Consider the following 20,271-nt stretch of genomic DNA (forward strand, 5'->3'; position numbering starts at 1 on the left):
TCCTCCTGTTTTCACAGTTGACCTATTTATCAGCTGAATGATGATGCCCCTTTGCTCCATTTCCATTACAGAAGTTTCATCGCTACTACGAGCATCTCCCCCCTGTACACTGCATCTCTACTTTCGGCCTTGACTTTCTGTGCCTTGTACATTTTCGATTCTCATCAGTGCCCAGGTTCCTGCGTTCCACACCATAGCCTGTTCTATGCTCATGCCACCTTCATGCCGGATGCCAAGCAGACGGATTCAGGATTTTCCTCTGCTTTTATCCCTATCTGGTCCTGGAAGATAGGTTTTGACATCACTTTACGCTATCGATACCTCATCAGCGGTTCACTTGCGTTCATCTTCATAGAACCCACATGCTCATTTCATATGGACTTTTCCTTCGTTGCTCACTACCATAGCTTTTAACTACAGCAGCAGAAGGCTGTTTGGCAGGTCTGACTGACCAGTCCCTGCCGGAGGGCCTTCCTCCATCTTTGGTGCAGCTTTCGCAGCACACCAGAACCGTACGTGCGGTCTTCCCGCATACACCTCTTCTACACGCATGTACTAGTGCATTTCTCGCTCATCAAGTCCAGATATTTACCGTAATCTCTCTTGACATATCACCGTAATTTTCGGTGATTTTGTTATAGGCCATGAATTTTAGCAATAACGATTAGGCATTCAGCCAAACTCCCTATCAAAAACAAAGCCAACCATATTACAGCATTTAGTAAATATATAACCTGTCTATACAAATTTTTTAGACAGACTATTTTGATTATAGTAATATTATCGGTCATTAATTGCAAGCAAAATTTTGAGGAAATATACCGGCTTGACCCCTAATTTTGGAGATTATGCACTGAATTCTTCGATTTTCACACCGTTGCTCATAAATGCTTTATAAAACCTATCTATTAGACTAGTAAGCTCGAGCTCTTTTCCTCCAAGCAGTTTCTCTAATTTAATGTTTTCTTGGCTTACGGCTTTTAAGCGCATCTCCGCATATTGTTTTTATGTCATAAATTATTTGCACCCCTAACGTTTATTTAAATGTTATCGCAGTTAACGTTAGGGGCCTAATAATTATCATCTTCCTGTTATAATGTAATTTCCCATGTTATCAGGCGAGATCACTATTTTTTTCACATTATTAGGGAATAGAAATTCCTCGCCTTTTTGCCTGCTTATTATATATTCGCCTGATTTATAAAACTTACCTATCTCCAAGCTTTGAATATACTCTTCAAGGGTTAAACCTTTTTTATATATAATTTCAGAATGAGGCAGACCGACATACCTTATATGCCATGGTTCAAACTTCATACCTGTTATTCTCTTCTTAAATGGTGGATAACGAACAATAAAGCCATATTTCCAACAGTTCTCATACACAAATTGACCTGCTTCCGACTTGATAAATCCCTCTCCTGCAAAGAATTTAACATATACATCCAATGCTAAGCCTATTTCATGTTCACTAGAGCCTGGAGTAGTTGCTGTATTTTTATCTTCACTATAAAGGCTCTCCTGTTCTTCCTCTGAACGATAACTATCCATTATGTATAAATTTTTTCCGACTTGGCTTTTGACTGCTTCACTCAATTCGCCATATGCATCCGCAACTGATTCGTCCATTTTTACATCTGTATCTTTATAATCGACAATATTGGGGACTATGCCTTCGGAAATAGGATGATCTTTATTTACCAAAACTAATGAATTATTATAGACAATGTCAGCTTGATCGTCTTTTACACTTCCAATAGATACGGATTGTAAATCTTTCTCATCAATGGGTATCTCATGAAAGTCAGACTCTTCTCCCAACATTTCCCAAGTATTTTTAATTATAAAACGTATATCCGGACGTCTGTATATAAAAACTCCAACCACAATAATACTGATTACTAAAATCCATAATATAATTTTTCTCTTTTTCATGTTCATCAAAAATTGGCGCAGGAAACCCCATCCTCTGCAGGGTGGAGAGAAATGCTCCTTTGCTACCTCCCAATTTTATAACCAAAGTTATACTTGTTAAGCAATTCAATCCGATTAATGCATCTGCTTCCATCAAATTATAAATCGCTTATCTTTTTTTGTCAATTATTTTGGTTTAACATTATTATAATTTTATGATAATGTCATATTGAAATTATTTGAGAGGGTATTACGGTAATATGTAAAAATGGTAGGCAAAAAAATGGAGCTTTCGAAGGGACTCGAACCCTTGACCTGCTGATTACGAATCAGCTGCTCTACCAACTGAGCTACGAAAGCTTATCACGTATTATATTATGCCATAAAAGCACTATAATTTCAAGCACCTTTTTTCGCTTCTTCGACCTCTTGAGGCGGTATCAATACTATTTTGCCATCCTCCAACTCCACTTTTATCTTATTTACGCCATCCAAGCCCAGTGCTTCCAGATATTCTCTCGGTATTTGAAGCCTGCCCGCTCTATCCAATACGGCCAGTTCTTCGTGGGTTTCCTCTTCGCTTTGCTCTATACCCGCCTCTATCTCAGCCAATTCTTCGGCATAGGACTTGCGCCGTATCAATTCACTGCTGGTCTTGCCGTCCCTTATAGCCACTACTCTATCCACCTTTTTAGCCAAGCGCATATCGTGCGTAACTATGACAGTAGTTATCTTCATGCTTCGGTTCAGTTCACGCAATAAATCGAGTATTTGGTCAGCCATCTTGGTATCCACCGAGCCGGTCGGTTCGTCGGCCAGCAGCAGGCGTGGATTATTGGCCAACGCTATGGATATCGCCACTCTTTGCTGTTCGCCGCCCGATAGTTCACCCAGCTTACGGTTCATTTTACCCTCCATACCTACCCTCTCCAATAGCTCTCTAGCACGTTCCTTCAAGAGTTTTCCGGCTATAAGCATCGGCAATTCTACATTCTCCAGTGCTGTAAGATATGGTATGAGATTCCGGCCGCTGTTCTGCCATATAAAGCCTACCGTATCCCTTTTATATTTTACTAGGTCCTTATCGCTCATTTTAAGCAAATCCTTACCGTCGACAAACAGTCTGCCGGCTGTAGGTCTATCTAATCCGCCCAGCATATTGAGCAATGTACTTTTGCCACTGCCGCTGTTGCCTATGACGGCCAACAGCTCTCCTTCTTCCACTTCCAAGTCCAAACCCTGTAAAGCCACTACTTCTAAATCCGCCACTTTATAAATTTTAACCAGTTCTTCGCATTCTATCATCAACATCTGCTTTACTCCTCCCCCATCTTTATGGCCTGACTTATTTTTATCCGAGACAGTATATGAGCTAATATAGCCAGACCTGATCCCAACATTATACCTACCATTATATAAAGCTTCGCTCTATCACTAAAATACGATATTACCTTAAACGGTGGCACTTGAGCCACAGCACTGTATGCCACCTGAAGTAGCGGCACAAACAATGTACTGGTCAGTCCTCCGACCAATATGCCCGCTACTATAGCCATGCCCGAAGTCAGGATCTGTTCCCATACCATCATGCCTAAAAGTTGCGGCAACGACATGCCTATAGCGCGCAACACACCGAATTCAAATGTCCTGCCACGCATCGACAGTATCCAATACAACAAAAAGCCCAAAAACGTTATGATCAGCGATATGATAAATCCCAATGTCATAGCACCGTTAAGTCCAAGCTGCATAGGATCATTTTTTATTTTTATTATCTCCTGGCTGGCATCTCTCAAATCGCTTACTTGAAGGTTTTTATCCTCTATACCTTTATATAATTCCGCACTGGTTGCCCCTGGTTTCATCTTCAGCCATATTTCATAAGGTTCCAATGCGAGATGATTTTGTACATATTGAAGATTAGCTACTACAAGCATGGGATCGCTGGGGAGATATTCTGCGTTTAAGTTTTGGTCAGGGTCTCTGTTGGGATTCCACGACGGCCAATAATCGATGACCTCATATACTATAAAACTGGCGGCATCCACACCTTCCCAGTTTAAATATATATAATCTCCTTTATTTATTCCGTAAGCCTCGCTCATAGATCTCGAGATCAATACCGCACTAGGTTCCTGAGATAGCAAATTAAGATAATTATTTATGTGATATGGCTTCAGCAAATCATCCCTAAACCATGCTGTCAATCCAAAATCATACGGTTCTATTGCCATCAGCTGTACATCGCTCACCCTTTGTCCGCCTGCCGTCACATCCACCATGCCGCGTTGAAACACCTTGGCAGCATGTTCTACGCCGGGTAATTGCTGATAACTCAGAAATGGCGGCTCGGAATATTGTATCCTCTCAGGTGCTTCTGTTTCATTTCCCGCTCCCGATGCCGGTGCAGGCTGAGGGGTTGGTGACGGTACTGCCGCACCTGCCGGCGGAGCATTGCTCTCCCAAGCCGGCATCATAGCCACATCGGCACCTATTTGATAATATATACGGTCTTCTACGTTCTTATTAATAGTACGTGCAGAGTTTGCACTAAATAAGCCGGTGGCTATAGTCATTATAAGGAATACCATCAAAAACTGATATTGCCTAGATGAGCGGCTGACCTGCGTTAAGGTTTCATATAACGAAGGTGTCCACCACCTGTTACCCAATCTATATATAGCTTCTACGATCCAAGGATATATTCGCAAAAAGAATAACCCGATACCCAGTGCAAACAACGTAGATGCAAAAAACAGCAGAGGATTAACTTGCAATTCCGTAGCGCTGGCATTGGTTATAGCAAGTACCTGCTGATGCTGATTGAACGTGTATAAACCGTATCCTGCTATGAGCATAAGTATGACATCTATAAAAGACCTTTGCCACCATGAACTGCCGGTATATCTGGCAAGCTGCTGTTTATGGACAACAATGCTTATGTTGGAAGCAAAATAGGCTGGTATCAACAGCATTATAACTGAAGCTGCCGCAGCGATTAAGGCATATTTATATGCGCTGGCGTTCAACGCCACCGGCAAAGCCTTTCTATTAACAAACTCCATGAACCCGTTGGACATGCCTAGAAATTTAGTAAGCAAGAGCCCCAACGGTGGGCCTAATATAAAGGCTACGCCGGCCAGTATGATACCCTCTATCAAATATTGAGCCATGATATGGAATCGCCCGGCGCCCCTGCTGCGCAATATCGCTATCTCATTCTTATCCGAATCTATTATTAAAAACGATACCATAAATATATAAAAGATAAGCATGAGCAACACAGGTACATTTAGCGCCAAAAGCAGCATACTGACCTGTTTTTGTTGTTCGGTATATTTCTGAAGTATACCTATCATAGGTACATTGACGGTAAAACCGTTGTATATGTTGTTTAAATCCTTTACTATGGAAACATGGTCTGCCAACAGCCTGTTTATATCCTGCACCAGTATAGTATTGTAATCAAACGCATAATACCAGTTGCTGCTCTTTACCAATGCATGCGTTTGATTTATAAAATCCCTCTTGAAAAGGTCATAATCTATAATAAAGCTTTCGTTATAAACCGATGGGGCTCTAAACCAATATACATCCCTCTCATCTTTTGGTTCGAAAACGCCGACCGGTTTGATCTTTATGGGCTTAAATTGCTCATCCTCCGGATTATCAATTATAAACACATTGCCTAAGACCATCTCCAGTTTATTAAGCGCGCCCTCGGTAACTAACGCCTCATATACCCCGTCCACTTTATCTTTAGCAGGCATCCGGCCGTCAATAAGCTTTATGTGTTCCTCGAAATCCATTAATGCCTGTATTTTACCATAACGGTTGGGTCTTGGATCTACTTTATTAGGATCCTCTGGCGTCATCTTATATGGGTCTAATGAAACATTCTGCGTGTATATCAAATAAGGTTTATTTATTATACCAGGCACGTTCTGTTTTATATATCTGTCCAACTCATTATATATATCGGCTTTATCTTCAGCCTTGGTTTCTTCCTTATAATATAAACTGAATTGATATGAACCCGGATAGTTATTCGATGAAACCTGGTATTCTTCCAAATCTTTGGTTAATAACCTTTGCAGTACGCCGCTGCTATACATCGGTATACTGCTTACCAGCGCAACAGATATTATCAAACCCAGCAGCAAGCACAGCACCAGCCACCGGTTTTTGATCATCTTGCGCAAAACCATTACAACCGCTGCCATTAAGCCGCCCTCCTTACCTCAATATGACCTTTTGACCTTCTTTTAAACCTGACACTATTTCTACTTCTGTAGGAGATTCTATGCCCGTCTTTACATCTATCTCCTTTTTGCTGCTGCCATCCAATATCTGTACGTATTCTCTCCCCATGTAACTGCGCACTGCCTGGCGCGGTACTATAAGCGTATTGGATTTCTGCTGGAGTACTATTTCTATATCTGCACTATCGCCTAATTTCGCTTCTTTAGGAAGGTTATCGGCTTTTATGATAACCTGATTTTTATTTTTAGGATCCACATCAGCAGGCATATTGTAAGGGCATGAAATCACTTTCCCTGTAAGGTTTTTATCGTGTATGGTTATCTGTACCTTCATATCAGGTTTTATAAGCATAGGATCGTTAAGTAGGCCGGCATCATAGCTTATCTGGAGATCACTCGGATCAGCTACTTGCACCAGTGTTTGAAACGGCTGTACCACGTCGCCTTTTTTTATATTCATATCGATAAATACCACGATACCGTCTATGGGTGATTTTAATTGGGAATTAGACATTTGGCTTAGCAACGCATCCAGCCTGATCTGCGCCGCTTTTAAATCGATTTGGCGTTGATCCACATTGTATTGAGCGTTTTTCACATTATCAGATGCTTGATTTACAGCCGCTTGAGCATTATTCACGGCTTGTTCGGCCGCTGTCAGGGCCTCCCTTGCAGTGATTACATCTACCAAGGCGCTGACAGGTGCATCCTGAGCATTTGCAGCGGCTTGTGCGGCCGCCATCGTCTCCTTGGCAGACTCTAAATTCGCTTTAGCCTGATTTAATTGAGCCGGGGCTGAGCTTTGAGCAGCCTTCGCTGCTTTCAGATTATCATTTGCCTTGTCGAGTTCTATCTGAGCATTACGTAAATTTATTCTGGCCAACTCTATCTGGGTGTCTAAGTCGCCTATATCCAATTGTGCCAATACCTGTCCTTTTTTTACTTTATCCCCGCTCTGGACAGTTATAGTATCCAGACGCCCACCGGCTTCAAAATAAAGAGGATAATCTTTAGCTGATACCAGCGTACCGATACTCTTTACCCTATTTACTATATCGCCCCTCTTAACCTCAGCCAATTTGTATTCTTCCTGCTTTGGCTTAACAAGCGGGGGAGCCAATACCTCCTCTTCTTCCGGAAACATCGCGCAACCGGATAACAAACTTATAAATATAAAGGCTACAGAAATAAGCATCCCTCTAAAGCGCTTTGCTTTGTTGCTCTTGTTCATCCACGACCCTGCCGTCTTCCAGGGTATAAACATAGTCCGCCACCTCCATAATTATGGGATCATGGGTAGCCATTACGATCGTTATACCCTCTTTATCTACCAGATCCCTGAATAATTTCATTATCTGCAACCCCATACGGCTATCCAATTGTGCTGTAGGTTCATCGGCCAGTATGACGCTGGGACTATGGGCCATAGCCCTGGCTATAGCGACTCTTTGTTGTTCTCCACCGGACATCTCCATCGGTCTATGCTTCATTCGTTTGGATAAACCGACCAGTGCTAATACTTCTTCAGCCCTTTTGCGCCTTTGAGCGGCAGGTATCCCGGCTATTCTGAGACTGAACTCCACATTCTCATAAGCAGACATCAGTGGTATAAGGGCTGATGCTTGAAAGACAAACCCCAATTTACGCCTTCGCAATTCGTCTCTTTGATTTTCGGGAAGCTTGCCTATTTCTACTCCTTCGAAAAACACCTGCCCATCGGTAGGCCTATCTAATGCGCCTAATATATTCATGAGTGTGGTTTTGCCAGAACCGGAACGCCCGCGAAGCGCTACAAAAGTACCCGGCATAACAGAAATGGAAACATCATTTAAGGCATACACGTCCTCCCCTCCGGACTTGAACACCCTCTTAACAGAAACGGTTTTTATAACAGGTTCCATAACGGTAATTCTCCCCCACCTTCCCCTTGTCATATATAAAGAGTTTGGTTGCTAGGGATAATTATACTACAACGAATATGTAAAATCAAACATGATGGGATGCCTTCTTAACATTGTTAAATCCATCTATTGTACCCAACATGGACATAATAGGAAGAATTATGCAAAATACGCTTAAGACAATAATCGATATGCGTTCAAGTTCGGTCGCATAGCTGTATTTCACCATCTGCATATATACATATATAACATAGGCAGTATCAGGTATAATGCCTATAATGCCTATCAATAAACCATATAAGAACGGTTTGGCATCTAGATGAGAACCGAATTTTTTGCCAAAGATAAACCATATTACAAAATAAGGTATGCCAAGCAGCAGCAGCAATAGTCCCACCGGCTGCGGTACAGGTATGTACAGCGTCTGAAGGGCTGCCACCAATTTATATGCAACCTCCCACACAACAGCCGCCGCGAGCAAATAAGCGCAGCTAGCGGCCATCAAGCGCAATCCCTCGCGCAGCCAATAGCCGCTGACCGGCGTAAATATCTCAACGATTATCTTCCATAGTCTGTTCCATACATTCATCCAGAGCCATCCTCAATCCCCTCATAAATTCGTATATATCCCGATCGGAGGCTCCTTGTTCTATTCGCCGTACCAATGCGCTACCAACTATAAGACCGTCGGCCAAATGACCCAATCGGCGCATGTGTTGCGGCTCGGATATGCCAAAGCCAAGAGCTGTGGGAACTGCACTGTATAGATTTACCTTCTCCATAAAGGCGTCTATGTTGCTACCGAAAGCCTGTCTCTCACCCGTAACCCCCAGCGATGATACGCAGTACAAAAAGCCCTTGGCGCTCGAGGCTATTTCCTTTATACGTTGCGCCGACGTCGGCGCCACCATGGATATAAAGTATACCGGTGCATCATCCAAAAACGGCTTCAGAGCCTGTCGCTCCTCATAAGGCAGATCGGGTACTATCGCACCATCCACGCCCGCCTTGCCACATTGTTCAATGAATTTCTCCAACCCATATTGATATATACAATTATAGTATATCAAAAACACTAAAGGAATGGAAGTATTTAGACGAAGGTTTTGCACCATATCGAAGGCTATGTCCAGGTTCATTCCCTTTTTTAAGGCGCGCTGCGATGATGCCTGGATCACCGGTCCATCGGCCAGTGGGTCGGAATACGGTATGCCGAGCTCTATTATATCGGCACCGGCTGATTCCAAAGCCCTCACAGCATTCATCGTATACTCCACATCAGGATCTCCGGCTGTGATAAACGGTATTAGCGCCTTTTTGCCATGGCGTTTTAGCTCATCAAAGCGCTCATCTATCCTATTCATCGATGTTTACCCCCTTTAATCTGGCAATGGATTGTACATCTTTATCCCCTCTGCCCGATATATTTATCACTATGATATCGTCTTTTGATGTCTGAGGCACCAGCTTCACGGCATACGCCACCGCATGAGCGCTCTCCAGAGCCGGTATTATGCCCTCCATGCGAGACAACATCTCGAAAGCCTCCATTGCTTCATTATCGGTAACAGAAGTATAATGCACACGTCCTATATCATGCAGGTGTGCATGTTCGGGACCTACCCCCGGATAATCCAGACCGGCAGATATGGAGTAAACAGGCTGTATCTGACCGTATTTATCCTGTAATAGGTATGTCATCATGCCATGCAGCACCCCCACGTTGCCCTTGCTTATAGTAGCCGCATGTTTATCGGTATCGAGACCCAGACCGGCTGCTTCCACACCATATAACTTGACCGTATTATCGTCCACAAACGGATAGAACATGCCCATGGAATTGCTTCCGCCACCCACACAGGCTATAATATGATCAGGTAAGCGCCTTTCGGCCTGTATCACCTGCCGCCTGGTTTCATCGCCTATAATACGCTGAAAATCCCGTACCATGGTCGGATATGGATGCGGCCCTACCACAGAGCCTATAATATAATGCGTATGCTCCACATTGGACACCCAATCGCGTATGGCTTCATTGGTAGCATCCTTTAATGTGGCCGTACCAGATGTTACGGGTACCACCTTGCCCATACGCCTGGCCAATAGCCCCTGACCCAATGCATTGTTTATCTTGTGCGCACCTGTATGGTTCAAGTCTTCGCGTTTAAGATACACCTTACCGCCGCCAAGGTATTCTGTAAGCCGCTTGGCGAAATACAACGGTGTCGGCCTGCCTACATATTTGTCCAAATAATAATTTAATTCTTCTGTAAATGAACTGTCGGCCATGGCTTCGTTATACGCCCTCTCCAGTTCATCCAGCGCATTCATAAGAGTCTCGGGCACATATTGCCCGCCAAAACGCCCAAAACGTCCTTTATTCATTATCCTCTATCCCCCTTACTGCTTCTATAAACTCCCGTATTTTTTCCGCATCTTTGTGGCCATCGGTTTCTACACCGCTGCTGACGTCTACACCATATGGCCGAGCCGTAGCTATAGCCGCTTTTACATTATATGGATTTAACCCGCCTGCCAGTATTATATGACCTTTAAGCTCTACGTCATGCAATAAACTCCAATCAAAGGTATGGCCGCTGCCCGGCACCGCTCCATCCAGCAATAGAGCATCCACAGGCCACGCATCCAAGCCTTTGAGGTCGTCGCAGCCCCTGACTCTTATCGCCTTCCACACCTCTACGCCTGAAAATTTACCGCAGAAATTCGGCATCTCGCTGCCATGAAGTTGCACTACGTCCAGCCTGCAGGCCTTTATGACTTCATTTATAAAGGCCATGCTTTGATCGGCGAATACCCCGACGCGCTTTATATCGCTATTCAGCATATCACACATTTCGGCCGCACGCTTTATCGTAAGGCGGCGCCGACTGTTTTGCGCAAATACCAATCCCGCATAATCCGGTTTATATAGGTTCACCGCTGCTATGTCCCGTTCATCGGTCAAGCCGCATATCTTTACTTTAACCATATTTTTCCATTAAACCCCTGGCGGCCATTTTGAATTGCTTTATGGTATTTCCCGGGCAATCGGAGCGCATAAGCGTTTCCCCTATCAGCAACGCATCGATGCCTAGAGATGCCATATAACGGACATCGTCCGCATCTCGTATGCCGCTTTCGGCTACTACTATTTTATCGGACGGTATACCTTTCATAAGCCTTTGAGTAGTGGACAAATCCACGCTGAAATCGTTGAGGTTGCGGTTATTTATGCCTATTATAGAGGCTTCGGCCTCCAGAGCCGCTTCGAGCTCCCTCTCGTCATGGACCTCTACAATGCAGTCCATGCCCAGCATATCAGCTATAATGTGAAACTTTCTAAGCGATGCTTTGTCGAGTATGGCCGAGATAAGCAGTATGGCATCGGCACCCAGAAGGCGCGATTGATATATCTGCCATACATCTATTATGAAATCCTTGCGCAGTACCGGTATGGCAAGCCGACTTTTTATCATGCTCAGATACTGGTCGCTGCCCTCAAAGAAACGCCTTTCGGTCAAAACGGATATGGCATCAGCACCGCCGTCTTGGTACGCTCTTGCTGTTTCCAGCGCGTCGAAGTCGGCAGCTATAACACCCTTGGATGGCGAAGCTTTTTTTACTTCGGCTATTATGGAGAGCCCTTCCTTTTTTAAAGCTTCTTTAAAGCTGTACCTTTCATAGGATGGCATATTCTTGAGCATATATTTCATGCCGTCCAAAGATATATGTTGCTTTTCAATTTGCAATTGTATGGTTTTGGCCGCTATGATATCCTCCAGTATCATGGTACACCTCATGCCATTTCTTTTCGCCGTTGTATATCATAGCGGCTGCAAAATTCAATAAATTGGTTTAATTTGGCGCCGGCGCTGCCGTCATCGATGAGCTTTTGTGCTAAAGCGACAGCCTGTTCCAACGTTTCTGCTCTTTTGCCAACATATATTGCGGCGGCACCATTTAAGACGACAGCGTCGCGATAGGCCCCTTTTTGTCCATCGAATACCGCTCTTATTATAGCGGCGTTGTACTGTGCATCTCCGCCTTTCAACGCACCCTTTGCTGCTCTTTCCATCCCGAATAGTTCCGGCGATATGGTGTATTCGATGATGTCCCCGCCATTTATCTCGGCGATCATGGTTTCTCCGGATATCGTTATCTCGTCCAATCCATCTGTGCCATGAACCACCATTGCCCTATCGGCACCGAGTTTGGATAGTACCTGTGCCATCGGCCGCACCATTGCACCATCGTAAACCCCTAATACCTGCCCTTTAGTGCCCGCCGGGTTGGATAAGGGCCCTAAAATATTGAATATGGTCCTGATGCCGAGCTCCTTTCTGGGACCGGCGGCGTGTTTCATAGCGGTATGATACATCGGGGCGAACATAAAGCCTATGCCTATCTCTTTTATGCTTTGGGCCGTATAATATGGCGGCATGTCGGTTATTATACCCAGTGCTTCCAGCACATCGGCACTGCCACAGCGGCTGGATACCGAACGGTTGCCGTGTTTGGCCACCAGTACGCCGGCCGCTGCCGCGACAAAAGCCGCCGCCGTCGATATATTAAACGTCTCGGCCTTATCGCCACCGGTACCGCATGTGTCCACGCAATATACGTCCAGCTCCAGCTTTTGGGCTTTACTGCGCATAGCCAGTGCCGCGCCTGTTATTTCATCCACCGTTTCACCTTTTAGGCTCATAGCCGCCAAAAACGCCCCTATTTGAGCTTGTGTCGCCTGCCCGCTCATGATCATATCCACGCATTGCATGGATTCCTCTACTGACAAGTCCTGCCCTTTCACCAAACGATCGATAGCTTCCTTTATCATCTCATCAAAACTCCTCTCTTCTCAACTGATGCTATAGCCTCCAATAAAGCTTTGGCTTTATTACTCGTCTCCACATATTCGCGTTCAGGTACCGAATCGGCCACTATACCCGCTCCAGCCTGAACATATACTTTATCGCCTACAAATATAGCCGTCCTTATAGTTATACATACATCCATGTTGCCGTTGTAGGCTATATAACCTATGGCCCCTGCGTATGGGCCGCGCCGCACCTCCTCCATTTCGTCTATTATCTGCATGGCCCTTACTTTGGGAGCGCCGCTGACTGTGCCGGCCGGCAAACAAGCCGCCAACGCGTCGAAGGCATCTTTACCATCCTTGAGCCTGCCTTTAACATTGGTTACCAAGTGCATAACATGAGAATATTTCTCCACATGCATGAGGTTTTCGACCTTTACGCTGCCATACTCAGCCACCTTGCCTATGTCGTTGCGGCCGAGATCCACAAGCATGATATGCTCGGCCTTCTCCTTCTCATCGTTAAGCAGCTCGCTTTCCAGCTCAGCATCCCGTTCAGGCGTATCGCCACGCGGGCGGGTCCCTGCTATAGGACAGGTCTCCACCGTGCCATTCTCCACCCTGACCAACGATTCCGGTGACGAGCCGGCTATATGGTAGTACCCGAAGTTAAAATAATACATATATGGCGACGGGTTAAGCGTCCTCAAAGCCCTGTAGACATCGAACGGATGAGCATTAGTCGCCGTTTCGTATCGCTGTGACAGCACCACCTGAAATATATCGCCGTCGAGTATATATTGTTTAGCCCTTTCAACCCATTCTATATATTGTTGCCTGGATACATTGCTTATAGGCGATATGTCGTCTGTGCTTTTATGCAGTTCGACAGCCGCAGAGGCTTGCTGCGACATTATCTCGTCGTACATTAACTTTATTTTGCCTATGGCTCGCTCATAAGCGGCATCGTCTTCATGTTCAACATTAACATTAGTTATTATGATGATCCTCTGCTTTAGGTGATCGTATACTATAAGATCGTCACACGACACGAAGTGTGCATCGGGCAGCTCAAGGTCATCCTCAGGCATATCGGGCAATGGTTCAAAAAGCCTTACTATATCATAGGCAAAATAACCGGCACACCCTCCCGAAAAACGCGGTAAACCTCTCATCTGCGGACAATAGCGCCGGCCTATCCAATCCTTCATATAGGCTATTGGATCGGAGCACGGCACTTGACCAGCATCAGTTTTAAGCACACCGTTTTTGAATTCGAATGACACCGCCGGATTGATGCCTATGAAAGAATAGCGTCCCCATTTTGCTCCGCCTTCGACGCTTTCGAGCAGGAAACTGCCATGCCTATCGGCAAACCGTGAGAATATGGATATAGGCGTTATGGTATCTGCCATGAATTCGGCCCATACCGGCACTATATCGTATTTGGCCGCCATTTCATAAAAATGTCGTTTGTCCGGATAATACAAATAAGCTCTCTCCCTTCCAGAGAGGCCGAAAAGATATGCAAAAGGCCGAAACGATGTTTCGGCCGAAAGTTCATAAATTTATTCCCTATACTCTTCTCGGCTCATCTCATCTAAACTCATCTCAACTAAATCCAACTTGCTACTATAATACACCATTGGACAAGAGCATGTCAAATTTTTTTATGGGAAATTTTAATTCGAAATCGCAGGTAAAAACTAAGGAGAACGGGAAATATTTTTTGAACATTGAGCACAGATATGTTAAATTATAAATAATAGCAAATATCGTACATAATAGCAGGAGGAAATACAATGATAAACGCATGCGATCCGAACATGGGCTTTAAGCCGCCATCAGCATCAAAAGTGGAAATGACAGAAATGGTATTGCCCAATGACGCCAACGGGCTTGGCAATCTTTTGGGCGGCAGGCTTATGCACTGGATAGATATAGCCGGTGCCATAGTGGCTTCACGACATTCTGGTCATACGGTGGTAACAGTAGCAGTCGACAGCTTAGACTTTAAAGAACCTATAAAAGTAGGTGAATTAGTCATATTAAGAGGCAAAATAACATGGTCCGGCCGTACTTCTATGGAGGTAGCGGTGGATGTTTATGGTGAAAATCTGACCACAGGCCAGCAGCGTTTGACCAACGAGGCTTATCTGACGTTTGTGGCATTGGATGACAACGGGCATCCTACACCCGTGCCCTGCGTATCGCCAGAAACGCCGGATGAACATAAAGCGTTTCAAGATGCCGTAATCAGGCGAGAGCAGCGCCTAAAGCGCCGTTCGGCGGAATGATCATAGTATCTGAACCTCTATATTTATCACTAGATATTCGCCTTCGCCGCTTTCAATATAGTCTATTGCTTTATCTATTTCGCCGTTGGCAACCTTTCCATTATTGGATATACACGCTATACCCAAGACCGCGCGCTGCCAAATGTCCATATATTCCATCTCGGCGACAGAAACGTTGAAACGATTGCGCAGGCGGGCGGTTATACCCTTGACCACATGTCTCTTATCCTTGAGCGAATGAGCAAAAGGTATGGATATCTCTATCATGGCTACGGCCACAGGCAATTATTGCGCCTCCTTCCACCTTGCCGCCAAGCGTTCAAATCTGCTTTGGCTGTATTTATAAAACCGTTTGTAGGCATCGCAATAATATGTGCGATGCTGAGCTATCCCACCTTCACTCTGATAAAACTTGCGGCAGCCTCCCCAGCACATGGATAAATACTCACAGTTTTGACATTCATCCGCTATAGGTTGCTTGCCGTTGCGAAAGGCCTCATATTTATCCGACAGCAAGAGCTCTTTTAAAGGCTTATCGTTTATATTGCCCAAATGCCATTGCGGTTCTACAAAAAAATCACAAGGATAAATATCCCCGTTATATTCCGCCACCACAGTGCTATTGCAAAACGGCGAGCAGGTACACGATGGATGCCGCCCGGTCACATAATATATCATCAACTCGTCGAAATCGCGTATATAGCATTCGGGTTGTCCCATATTATACCACTTATCGAACATGCGGCAAAGGAATTCCCCGTAATCATCCGGCGACACGGAAAATGGCGCTATATTACCATGCTCATCGGTCTCCAGACACGGTATGAATTGCATATACCTTATACCCATATCAAAGAAATAATTGAAAAGCGCCTCAGGCTTCTTGGCGTTAACGTCATTTACGACCGTCAATATATTGAATTCCACCCCATGCCGTTCAAGCAATCTGACCGCTCGCAATACCCTGTCATGGGTAGGATTGCCGCCTCGATCCTTTCTATAAATGTCATGAAATCTAGCCCGACCATCCATGCTAATGCCTATGAGAAAATTATTCTCGGCAAAGAATTCAGCCCAATCATCATCCAACAATATGCCGTTGGTCTGAAAGGCGTTATTAACCTGTTGTCCATCTTTTTTATACTGCTGTTCTAAAGCTACAGCCGTTTTATAAAAATCCAGGCCCATAAGCGTAGGTTCTCCGCCTTGCCACGCCAGAGTGGCCACGGGACCGGCCACATCCAGATACTGCGCTATCATCTGTTCCAATGTTTCCGCATTCATGCGCGTTATACCGGGGTAAAGCTGCTGCTTGGGCATATAGAAACAGTATTGGCAGGCCAGATTGCAATCGGCCGAGGCCGGCTTTACAAGCAGGCTGAATCCTTCAAATAATAATTCTTTGTCTTCAGGCATGGCTTTTTTTACCCAACTCGGTCAATCCGAACAGTTTTACGGCGTTGTGTCCGGTTATGCGCACGACGTCATCGTATTGCATCCCTTTTATATCTGCTATCTTTTCGGCAACGTAACGCACATTCCCCGGGTAATTCCTTTGCCCCCTATGCGGTTCCGGCGATAAGTAAGGGCTGTCGGTTTCTATCATTATCAGCTCTATGGGAATCGCTTTGACCACATCTATAAGTCGGCGGGCATTTTTAAATGTTATATTGCCTGTAAACGATATTAAAAATCCGAGCTTCAAACATTCTTCAGCCATTTCCACGCTGCCGGAAAAACAATGCAACACACCTTTTTGATTTTTGCCGCGGCTCTTCAATATGTTCATCATATCGCCGTGGGCATCGCGGTCATGTATAATGACCGGTTTACCCGCTCTATCGGCCAATTTCAGTTGGCTCTCAAAGCAAACCTTTTGAACATCGCGTCCAGGCTCATCGTAATGGTAATCCAGCCCTATCTCCCCTATAGCCACTACTCTATCGTCTTTAGCCAATCTCTCTAATTCGGCCAAATCCACATCGTTTAAATGTTCAGCATCCTGAGGGTGCACGCCCACCGCAGCATATATGAACTCATATGCATGGGCTAATTCCACGGCCTTGCGCGAGGAAACCATATCAGCTCCGGGATTTATAACGCAGTCCAGACCGTCCTGCCTTATCTGTTGTATTACATGCTCTCTGTCCTCGTCAAAACGCGCATCGTCTAAATGGGCGTGAGTATCTATAAGCAATGTCATGCCTCCCTATTGTATCCTCGGAAATAGCGCCGGACCTTTTTTGACCATTGTTCCGGGTTCTATAGCACCGAAATCATATAAACTCCGCCATGATGTGGTTGGGCCTTCGGCAAGTCCTATTTGTTCCCATATCATAGGCGATGTATTGGGCATATATGGTTGTATCATGACGGATATCATGCGTATGACCTCGGTCAGATTATAGAGCACGGTGCCCAAACGGTCTTTTTGTGCTTCATCCCTGGCTAATACCCACGGCATGGTTTCATCTATATATTTATTGCTTCTAGCGACAAGCGTCCATATCTCTGACAAAGCGTTACTGAATTGGAGTTTATCCATCAGTTCCTCTATTTTCCTTGGGGTACTTAAAGCCATGGATTTTAAGCCGTCATCGATCGTTTGAGCGGTAGAGGGGGCAGGTAACACGCCATCGAAATATTTCTCCACCATGGCTACCGTACGGCTAACCAAGTTGCCTAGATCATTAGCCAAATCGGAATTTATACGATTGACCAGCGCCTCGTTTGAAAAATTACCGTCTGCCCCAAATGGCACCTCGCGCAACAGGAAATAGCGCACAGCATCCACGCCGTACTGTTCGACCAATTTGAGCGGGTCTATTACATTGCCTTTTGACTTGGACATCTTACCGCCATCCATGACCAGCCATCCGTGGCCAAATACCTGTTTTGGAAGCTCTATGCCCAAAGCCATCAATATGGCAGGCCATATTATAGTATGAAAGCGCACTATTTCCTTGCCTACCAAATGCACATCAGCCGGCCAGTATTTTCTAAATGCCTCGTCATGGTCAGTGAATGCGCCTAGTGCTGTTATATAGTTGCTGAGAGCATCTATCCAAACGTATATCACGTGCTTAGGGTCGAAGGTCACCGGAATGCCCCAGCTGAAAGATGTACGCGATACGCACAAATCCTCCAATCCGGGACGCAGGAAATTATTCAACATCTCGTTCCGTCGCGATACAGGCTGTATAAAATCAGGATGGGTTTCTATATACTCTATCAACCTGTCCTGGTACTTTGAGAGCTTAAAAAAGTAAGCCTCTTCGCGCACCTTTTCCACCGGTCTGCCGCAGTCCGGGCATTTGCCGTTAACCAATTGCAATTCAGTCCAAAATGCCTCGCACGGCGTACAATACCAGCCCTCGTACTCGCCTTTATATATGTCTCCCTGCTCATAAAGGCGGTTAAATATAGTCTGCACTATCTTCATATGTTCCGGATCTGTGGTACGTATGAATTGGTCATACGATATATCCATCATTTTCCATAGATTTTTTATCCATGCCACTATATCATCCACATACTGCTGCGGCGTCACGTTATGCTGCCTGGCTACTCTCTCTATCTTCTCGCCATGCTCGTCGGTGCCGGTCAGAAACCATACATCATAACCGGTCATCCGCTTAAAACGCGCCATAGCGTCGGCCGCCACCGTAGTATAGGAATGCCCTATATGCAGTTTATCGCTCGGATAATATATAGGTGTAGTTATATAATAGGTTTTACCCTTCGCCATATTTAGCTCCTTTCGGAATAAACAAATTAAACTATTATCAGTAGTATACCCCATTCCGTTGTTTTTGGCAATTAGGGCATCGTGAAACAGAGCTTTTTATTTTGCTGCCACGCCGGTTTTTCTGGCGGATTCGGCCACTGCTTTGGCCACGTTTGCGCTTACTTCTTTATTGAAAGCATAGGGTATTATGAAATCTTCGCTTAGCTCTTCAGCTTTTACCGAGCCGGCTATGGCATAAGCCGCCGCTATCTTCATCTCATCGTTTATCCGGCGCGCTCTTACATCTAATGCTCCACGGAATATACCGGGAAAGGCCAACACATTGTTTATCTGATTGGGAAAATCCGAACGGCCAGTACCCACTATTCTTGCTCCGGCGCTCTTGGCCTCATCAGGGAATATCTCGGGCACAGGGTTTGCCATGGCAAATACCATCGGCTCGGGCGCCATGGTACGCACCATATCTGCCGTAAGCACACCGGGCGACGATACGCCTATGAACACATCAGCGCCTTTTATAACATCGGCAAGCTTCCCTTTTTTCTTGTCCAAATTGGTTATAGCAGCCATTTGCCGTTTTATGTCATTAAGTCCATCTCTTCCTTCATATATAGCCCCTTGCCTATCGCATAGCACTACATCCTTTAAGCCCATCTTCATAAGCAATTTGGCTATGGCTACGCCAGCCGCCCCTGCACCATTGATGACCACGTTCAGATTATCCATGACCTTGCCCGTAAGCTTCAGGGCATTTATCATAGCTGCCAGCACAACTACTGCGGTGCCATGTTGGTCATCGTGGAATACCGGTATGTCCAGCTCCGCTTTTAAGCGTTGCTCTATCTCAAAACACCTGGGTGCCGATATGTCTTCAAGGTTTATGCCTCCAAATGCCGGCGATATCAGCTTTACGGCCTTCACGATCTCTTCCACGTCTTTGGTAGCAAGACATATGGGAAATGCATCTACATTACCAAATGCCTTAAACAGTACGGCTTTGCCCTCCATAACAGGAAGGCCGGCTTCAGGGCCTATATCGCCCAATCCCAATACAGCGGTGCCATCTGTTACCACCGCTATAGTATTGCCTTTAATTGTATACTCATAAACATCATCGCGGTTTTCATGTATCCTCCTGCATGGTTCCGCCACCCCCGGCGTATACGCAAGGCTTAAATCATAAGCGGATTCCACCTTTACCTTGGATGTTATCTCGAGTTTCCCTTTATGCTCTTTATGTAATTTTAATGCTTCTTCTTGTATATTCATATGCAGATATCCTTTCTACGATAGTTTTGCAAATACATGCCTGCGCTGATATTATAAATTCACCGCA

Annotated in this window: 17 protein-coding genes, 1 tRNA gene and 1 pseudogene; 1 reads left to right on the forward strand and 18 read right to left on the reverse strand. The window is 45.1% G+C overall.

What is annotated here, in order from left to right:
• Nucleotides 1-1,080: 1,080 nt before the first annotated feature.
• From JG770_RS04240 to trpE, 13 genes are all read right to left on the reverse strand, one after another.
• Complete coding sequence (locus JG770_RS04240; RefSeq protein WP_291955644.1) at nucleotides 1,081-1,941, reverse strand: M15 family metallopeptidase; 861 nt, start codon at nucleotides 1,939-1,941, stop codon at nucleotides 1,081-1,083.
• A 257-nt stretch (nucleotides 1,942-2,198) separates the two neighbouring features.
• A tRNA-Thr gene (locus tag JG770_RS04245) sits at nucleotides 2,199-2,274 on the reverse strand.
• 39 nt (nucleotides 2,275-2,313) lie between these two features.
• Nucleotides 2,314-3,219, reverse strand: a complete 906-nt coding sequence (locus JG770_RS04250; protein WP_363320917.1) for an ABC transporter ATP-binding protein — start codon at nucleotides 3,217-3,219, stop codon at nucleotides 2,314-2,316.
• 11 nt (nucleotides 3,220-3,230) lie between these two features.
• Nucleotides 3,231-6,137: an ABC transporter permease gene (locus tag JG770_RS04255; RefSeq protein ID WP_291955650.1), complete on the reverse strand. Its 2,907-nt coding sequence runs from the start codon at nucleotides 6,135-6,137 to the stop codon at nucleotides 3,231-3,233.
• 13 nt (nucleotides 6,138-6,150) lie between these two features.
• Complete coding sequence (locus JG770_RS04260) at nucleotides 6,151-7,407, reverse strand: biotin/lipoyl-binding protein (RefSeq protein ID WP_291955653.1); 1,257 nt, start codon at nucleotides 7,405-7,407, stop codon at nucleotides 6,151-6,153.
• On the reverse strand, nucleotides 7,376-8,077 hold the full coding sequence (locus JG770_RS04265) for an ABC transporter ATP-binding protein (protein ID WP_291955656.1): 702 nt from the start codon (nucleotides 8,075-8,077) through the stop codon (nucleotides 7,376-7,378). The genes JG770_RS04260 and JG770_RS04265 overlap by 32 nt, the downstream gene beginning before the upstream one ends.
• An 85-nt stretch (nucleotides 8,078-8,162) precedes the next feature.
• Nucleotides 8,163-8,666: a hypothetical protein gene (locus JG770_RS04270; RefSeq protein ID WP_291955658.1), complete on the reverse strand. Its 504-nt coding sequence runs from the start codon at nucleotides 8,664-8,666 to the stop codon at nucleotides 8,163-8,165.
• Complete coding sequence (trpA, locus tag JG770_RS04275) at nucleotides 8,629-9,441, reverse strand: tryptophan synthase subunit alpha (RefSeq protein WP_291955661.1); 813 nt, start codon at nucleotides 9,439-9,441, stop codon at nucleotides 8,629-8,631. Before trpA ends, JG770_RS04270 begins: the two co-directional genes overlap by 38 nt.
• Nucleotides 9,434-10,462 carry a tryptophan synthase subunit beta gene (locus JG770_RS04280; RefSeq protein WP_291955664.1) on the reverse strand — a complete coding sequence of 343 codons (1,029 nt, stop codon included), beginning with the start codon at nucleotides 10,460-10,462 and terminating at the stop codon, nucleotides 9,434-9,436. Before JG770_RS04280 ends, trpA begins: the two co-directional genes overlap by 8 nt.
• Entirely contained in the window at nucleotides 10,455-11,066 is a 612-nt protein-coding gene (locus JG770_RS04285) for a phosphoribosylanthranilate isomerase (protein WP_291955667.1), read from the reverse strand. Before JG770_RS04285 ends, JG770_RS04280 begins: the two co-directional genes overlap by 8 nt.
• Nucleotides 11,059-11,865 carry an indole-3-glycerol phosphate synthase TrpC gene (gene trpC / locus JG770_RS04290; RefSeq protein WP_291955671.1) on the reverse strand — a complete coding sequence of 269 codons (807 nt, stop codon included), beginning with the start codon at nucleotides 11,863-11,865 and terminating at the stop codon, nucleotides 11,059-11,061. The genes JG770_RS04285 and trpC overlap by 8 nt, the downstream gene beginning before the upstream one ends.
• A gap of 8 nt (nucleotides 11,866-11,873) precedes the next feature.
• Nucleotides 11,874-12,911 carry an anthranilate phosphoribosyltransferase gene (gene trpD, locus JG770_RS04295; protein ID WP_291955674.1) on the reverse strand — a complete coding sequence of 346 codons (1,038 nt, stop codon included), beginning with the start codon at nucleotides 12,909-12,911 and terminating at the stop codon, nucleotides 11,874-11,876.
• On the reverse strand, nucleotides 12,908-14,347 hold the full coding sequence (trpE, locus tag JG770_RS04300; protein WP_291955803.1) for an anthranilate synthase component I: 1,440 nt from the start codon (nucleotides 14,345-14,347) through the stop codon (nucleotides 12,908-12,910). The genes trpD and trpE overlap by 4 nt, the downstream gene beginning before the upstream one ends.
• A 345-nt stretch (nucleotides 14,348-14,692) precedes the next feature.
• Here trpE and JG770_RS04305 point away from each other — a divergent pair, with 345 nt between their 5' ends.
• On the forward strand, nucleotides 14,693-15,187 hold the full coding sequence (locus JG770_RS04305) for an acyl-CoA thioesterase (RefSeq protein ID WP_291955676.1): 495 nt from the start codon (nucleotides 14,693-14,695) through the stop codon (nucleotides 15,185-15,187).
• On the opposite strand, the gene JG770_RS04310 is transcribed toward JG770_RS04305, so the two are convergent.
• The 5 genes and pseudogenes from JG770_RS04310 to JG770_RS04330 all read right to left on the reverse strand — a co-directional run bounded on the left by JG770_RS04310 (nucleotide 15,188) and on the right by JG770_RS04330 (nucleotide 20,204).
• Entirely contained in the window at nucleotides 15,188-15,466 is a 279-nt protein-coding gene (locus JG770_RS04310; protein ID WP_291955806.1) for a DUF503 domain-containing protein, read from the reverse strand.
• A gap of 6 nt (nucleotides 15,467-15,472) precedes the next feature.
• Nucleotides 15,473-16,603, reverse strand: a complete 1,131-nt coding sequence (locus JG770_RS04315; protein ID WP_291955679.1) for an anaerobic sulfatase maturase — start codon at nucleotides 16,601-16,603, stop codon at nucleotides 15,473-15,475.
• Nucleotides 16,596-17,384 (reverse strand): TatD family hydrolase, encoded by a 789-nt coding sequence (locus tag JG770_RS04320; RefSeq protein WP_291955682.1) that lies wholly within the window; start codon nucleotides 17,382-17,384, stop codon nucleotides 16,596-16,598. Before JG770_RS04320 ends, JG770_RS04315 begins: the two co-directional genes overlap by 8 nt.
• 18 nt (nucleotides 17,385-17,402) lie before the next feature.
• Nucleotides 17,403-18,989: pseudogene (gene metG, locus JG770_RS04325) on the reverse strand (methionine--tRNA ligase); the annotation flags it as partial.
• Nucleotides 18,990-19,031: 42 nt separating this feature from the next.
• Complete coding sequence (locus JG770_RS04330; RefSeq protein ID WP_291955687.1) at nucleotides 19,032-20,204, reverse strand: malic enzyme-like NAD(P)-binding protein; 1,173 nt, start codon at nucleotides 20,202-20,204, stop codon at nucleotides 19,032-19,034.
• Nucleotides 20,205-20,271: the final 67 nt, after the last annotated feature.

Origin of the sequence: Mahella sp. (assembly GCF_020054945.1) — a bacterium.
GTDB lineage: Bacteria > Bacillota > Clostridia > Mahellales > Mahellaceae > Mahella.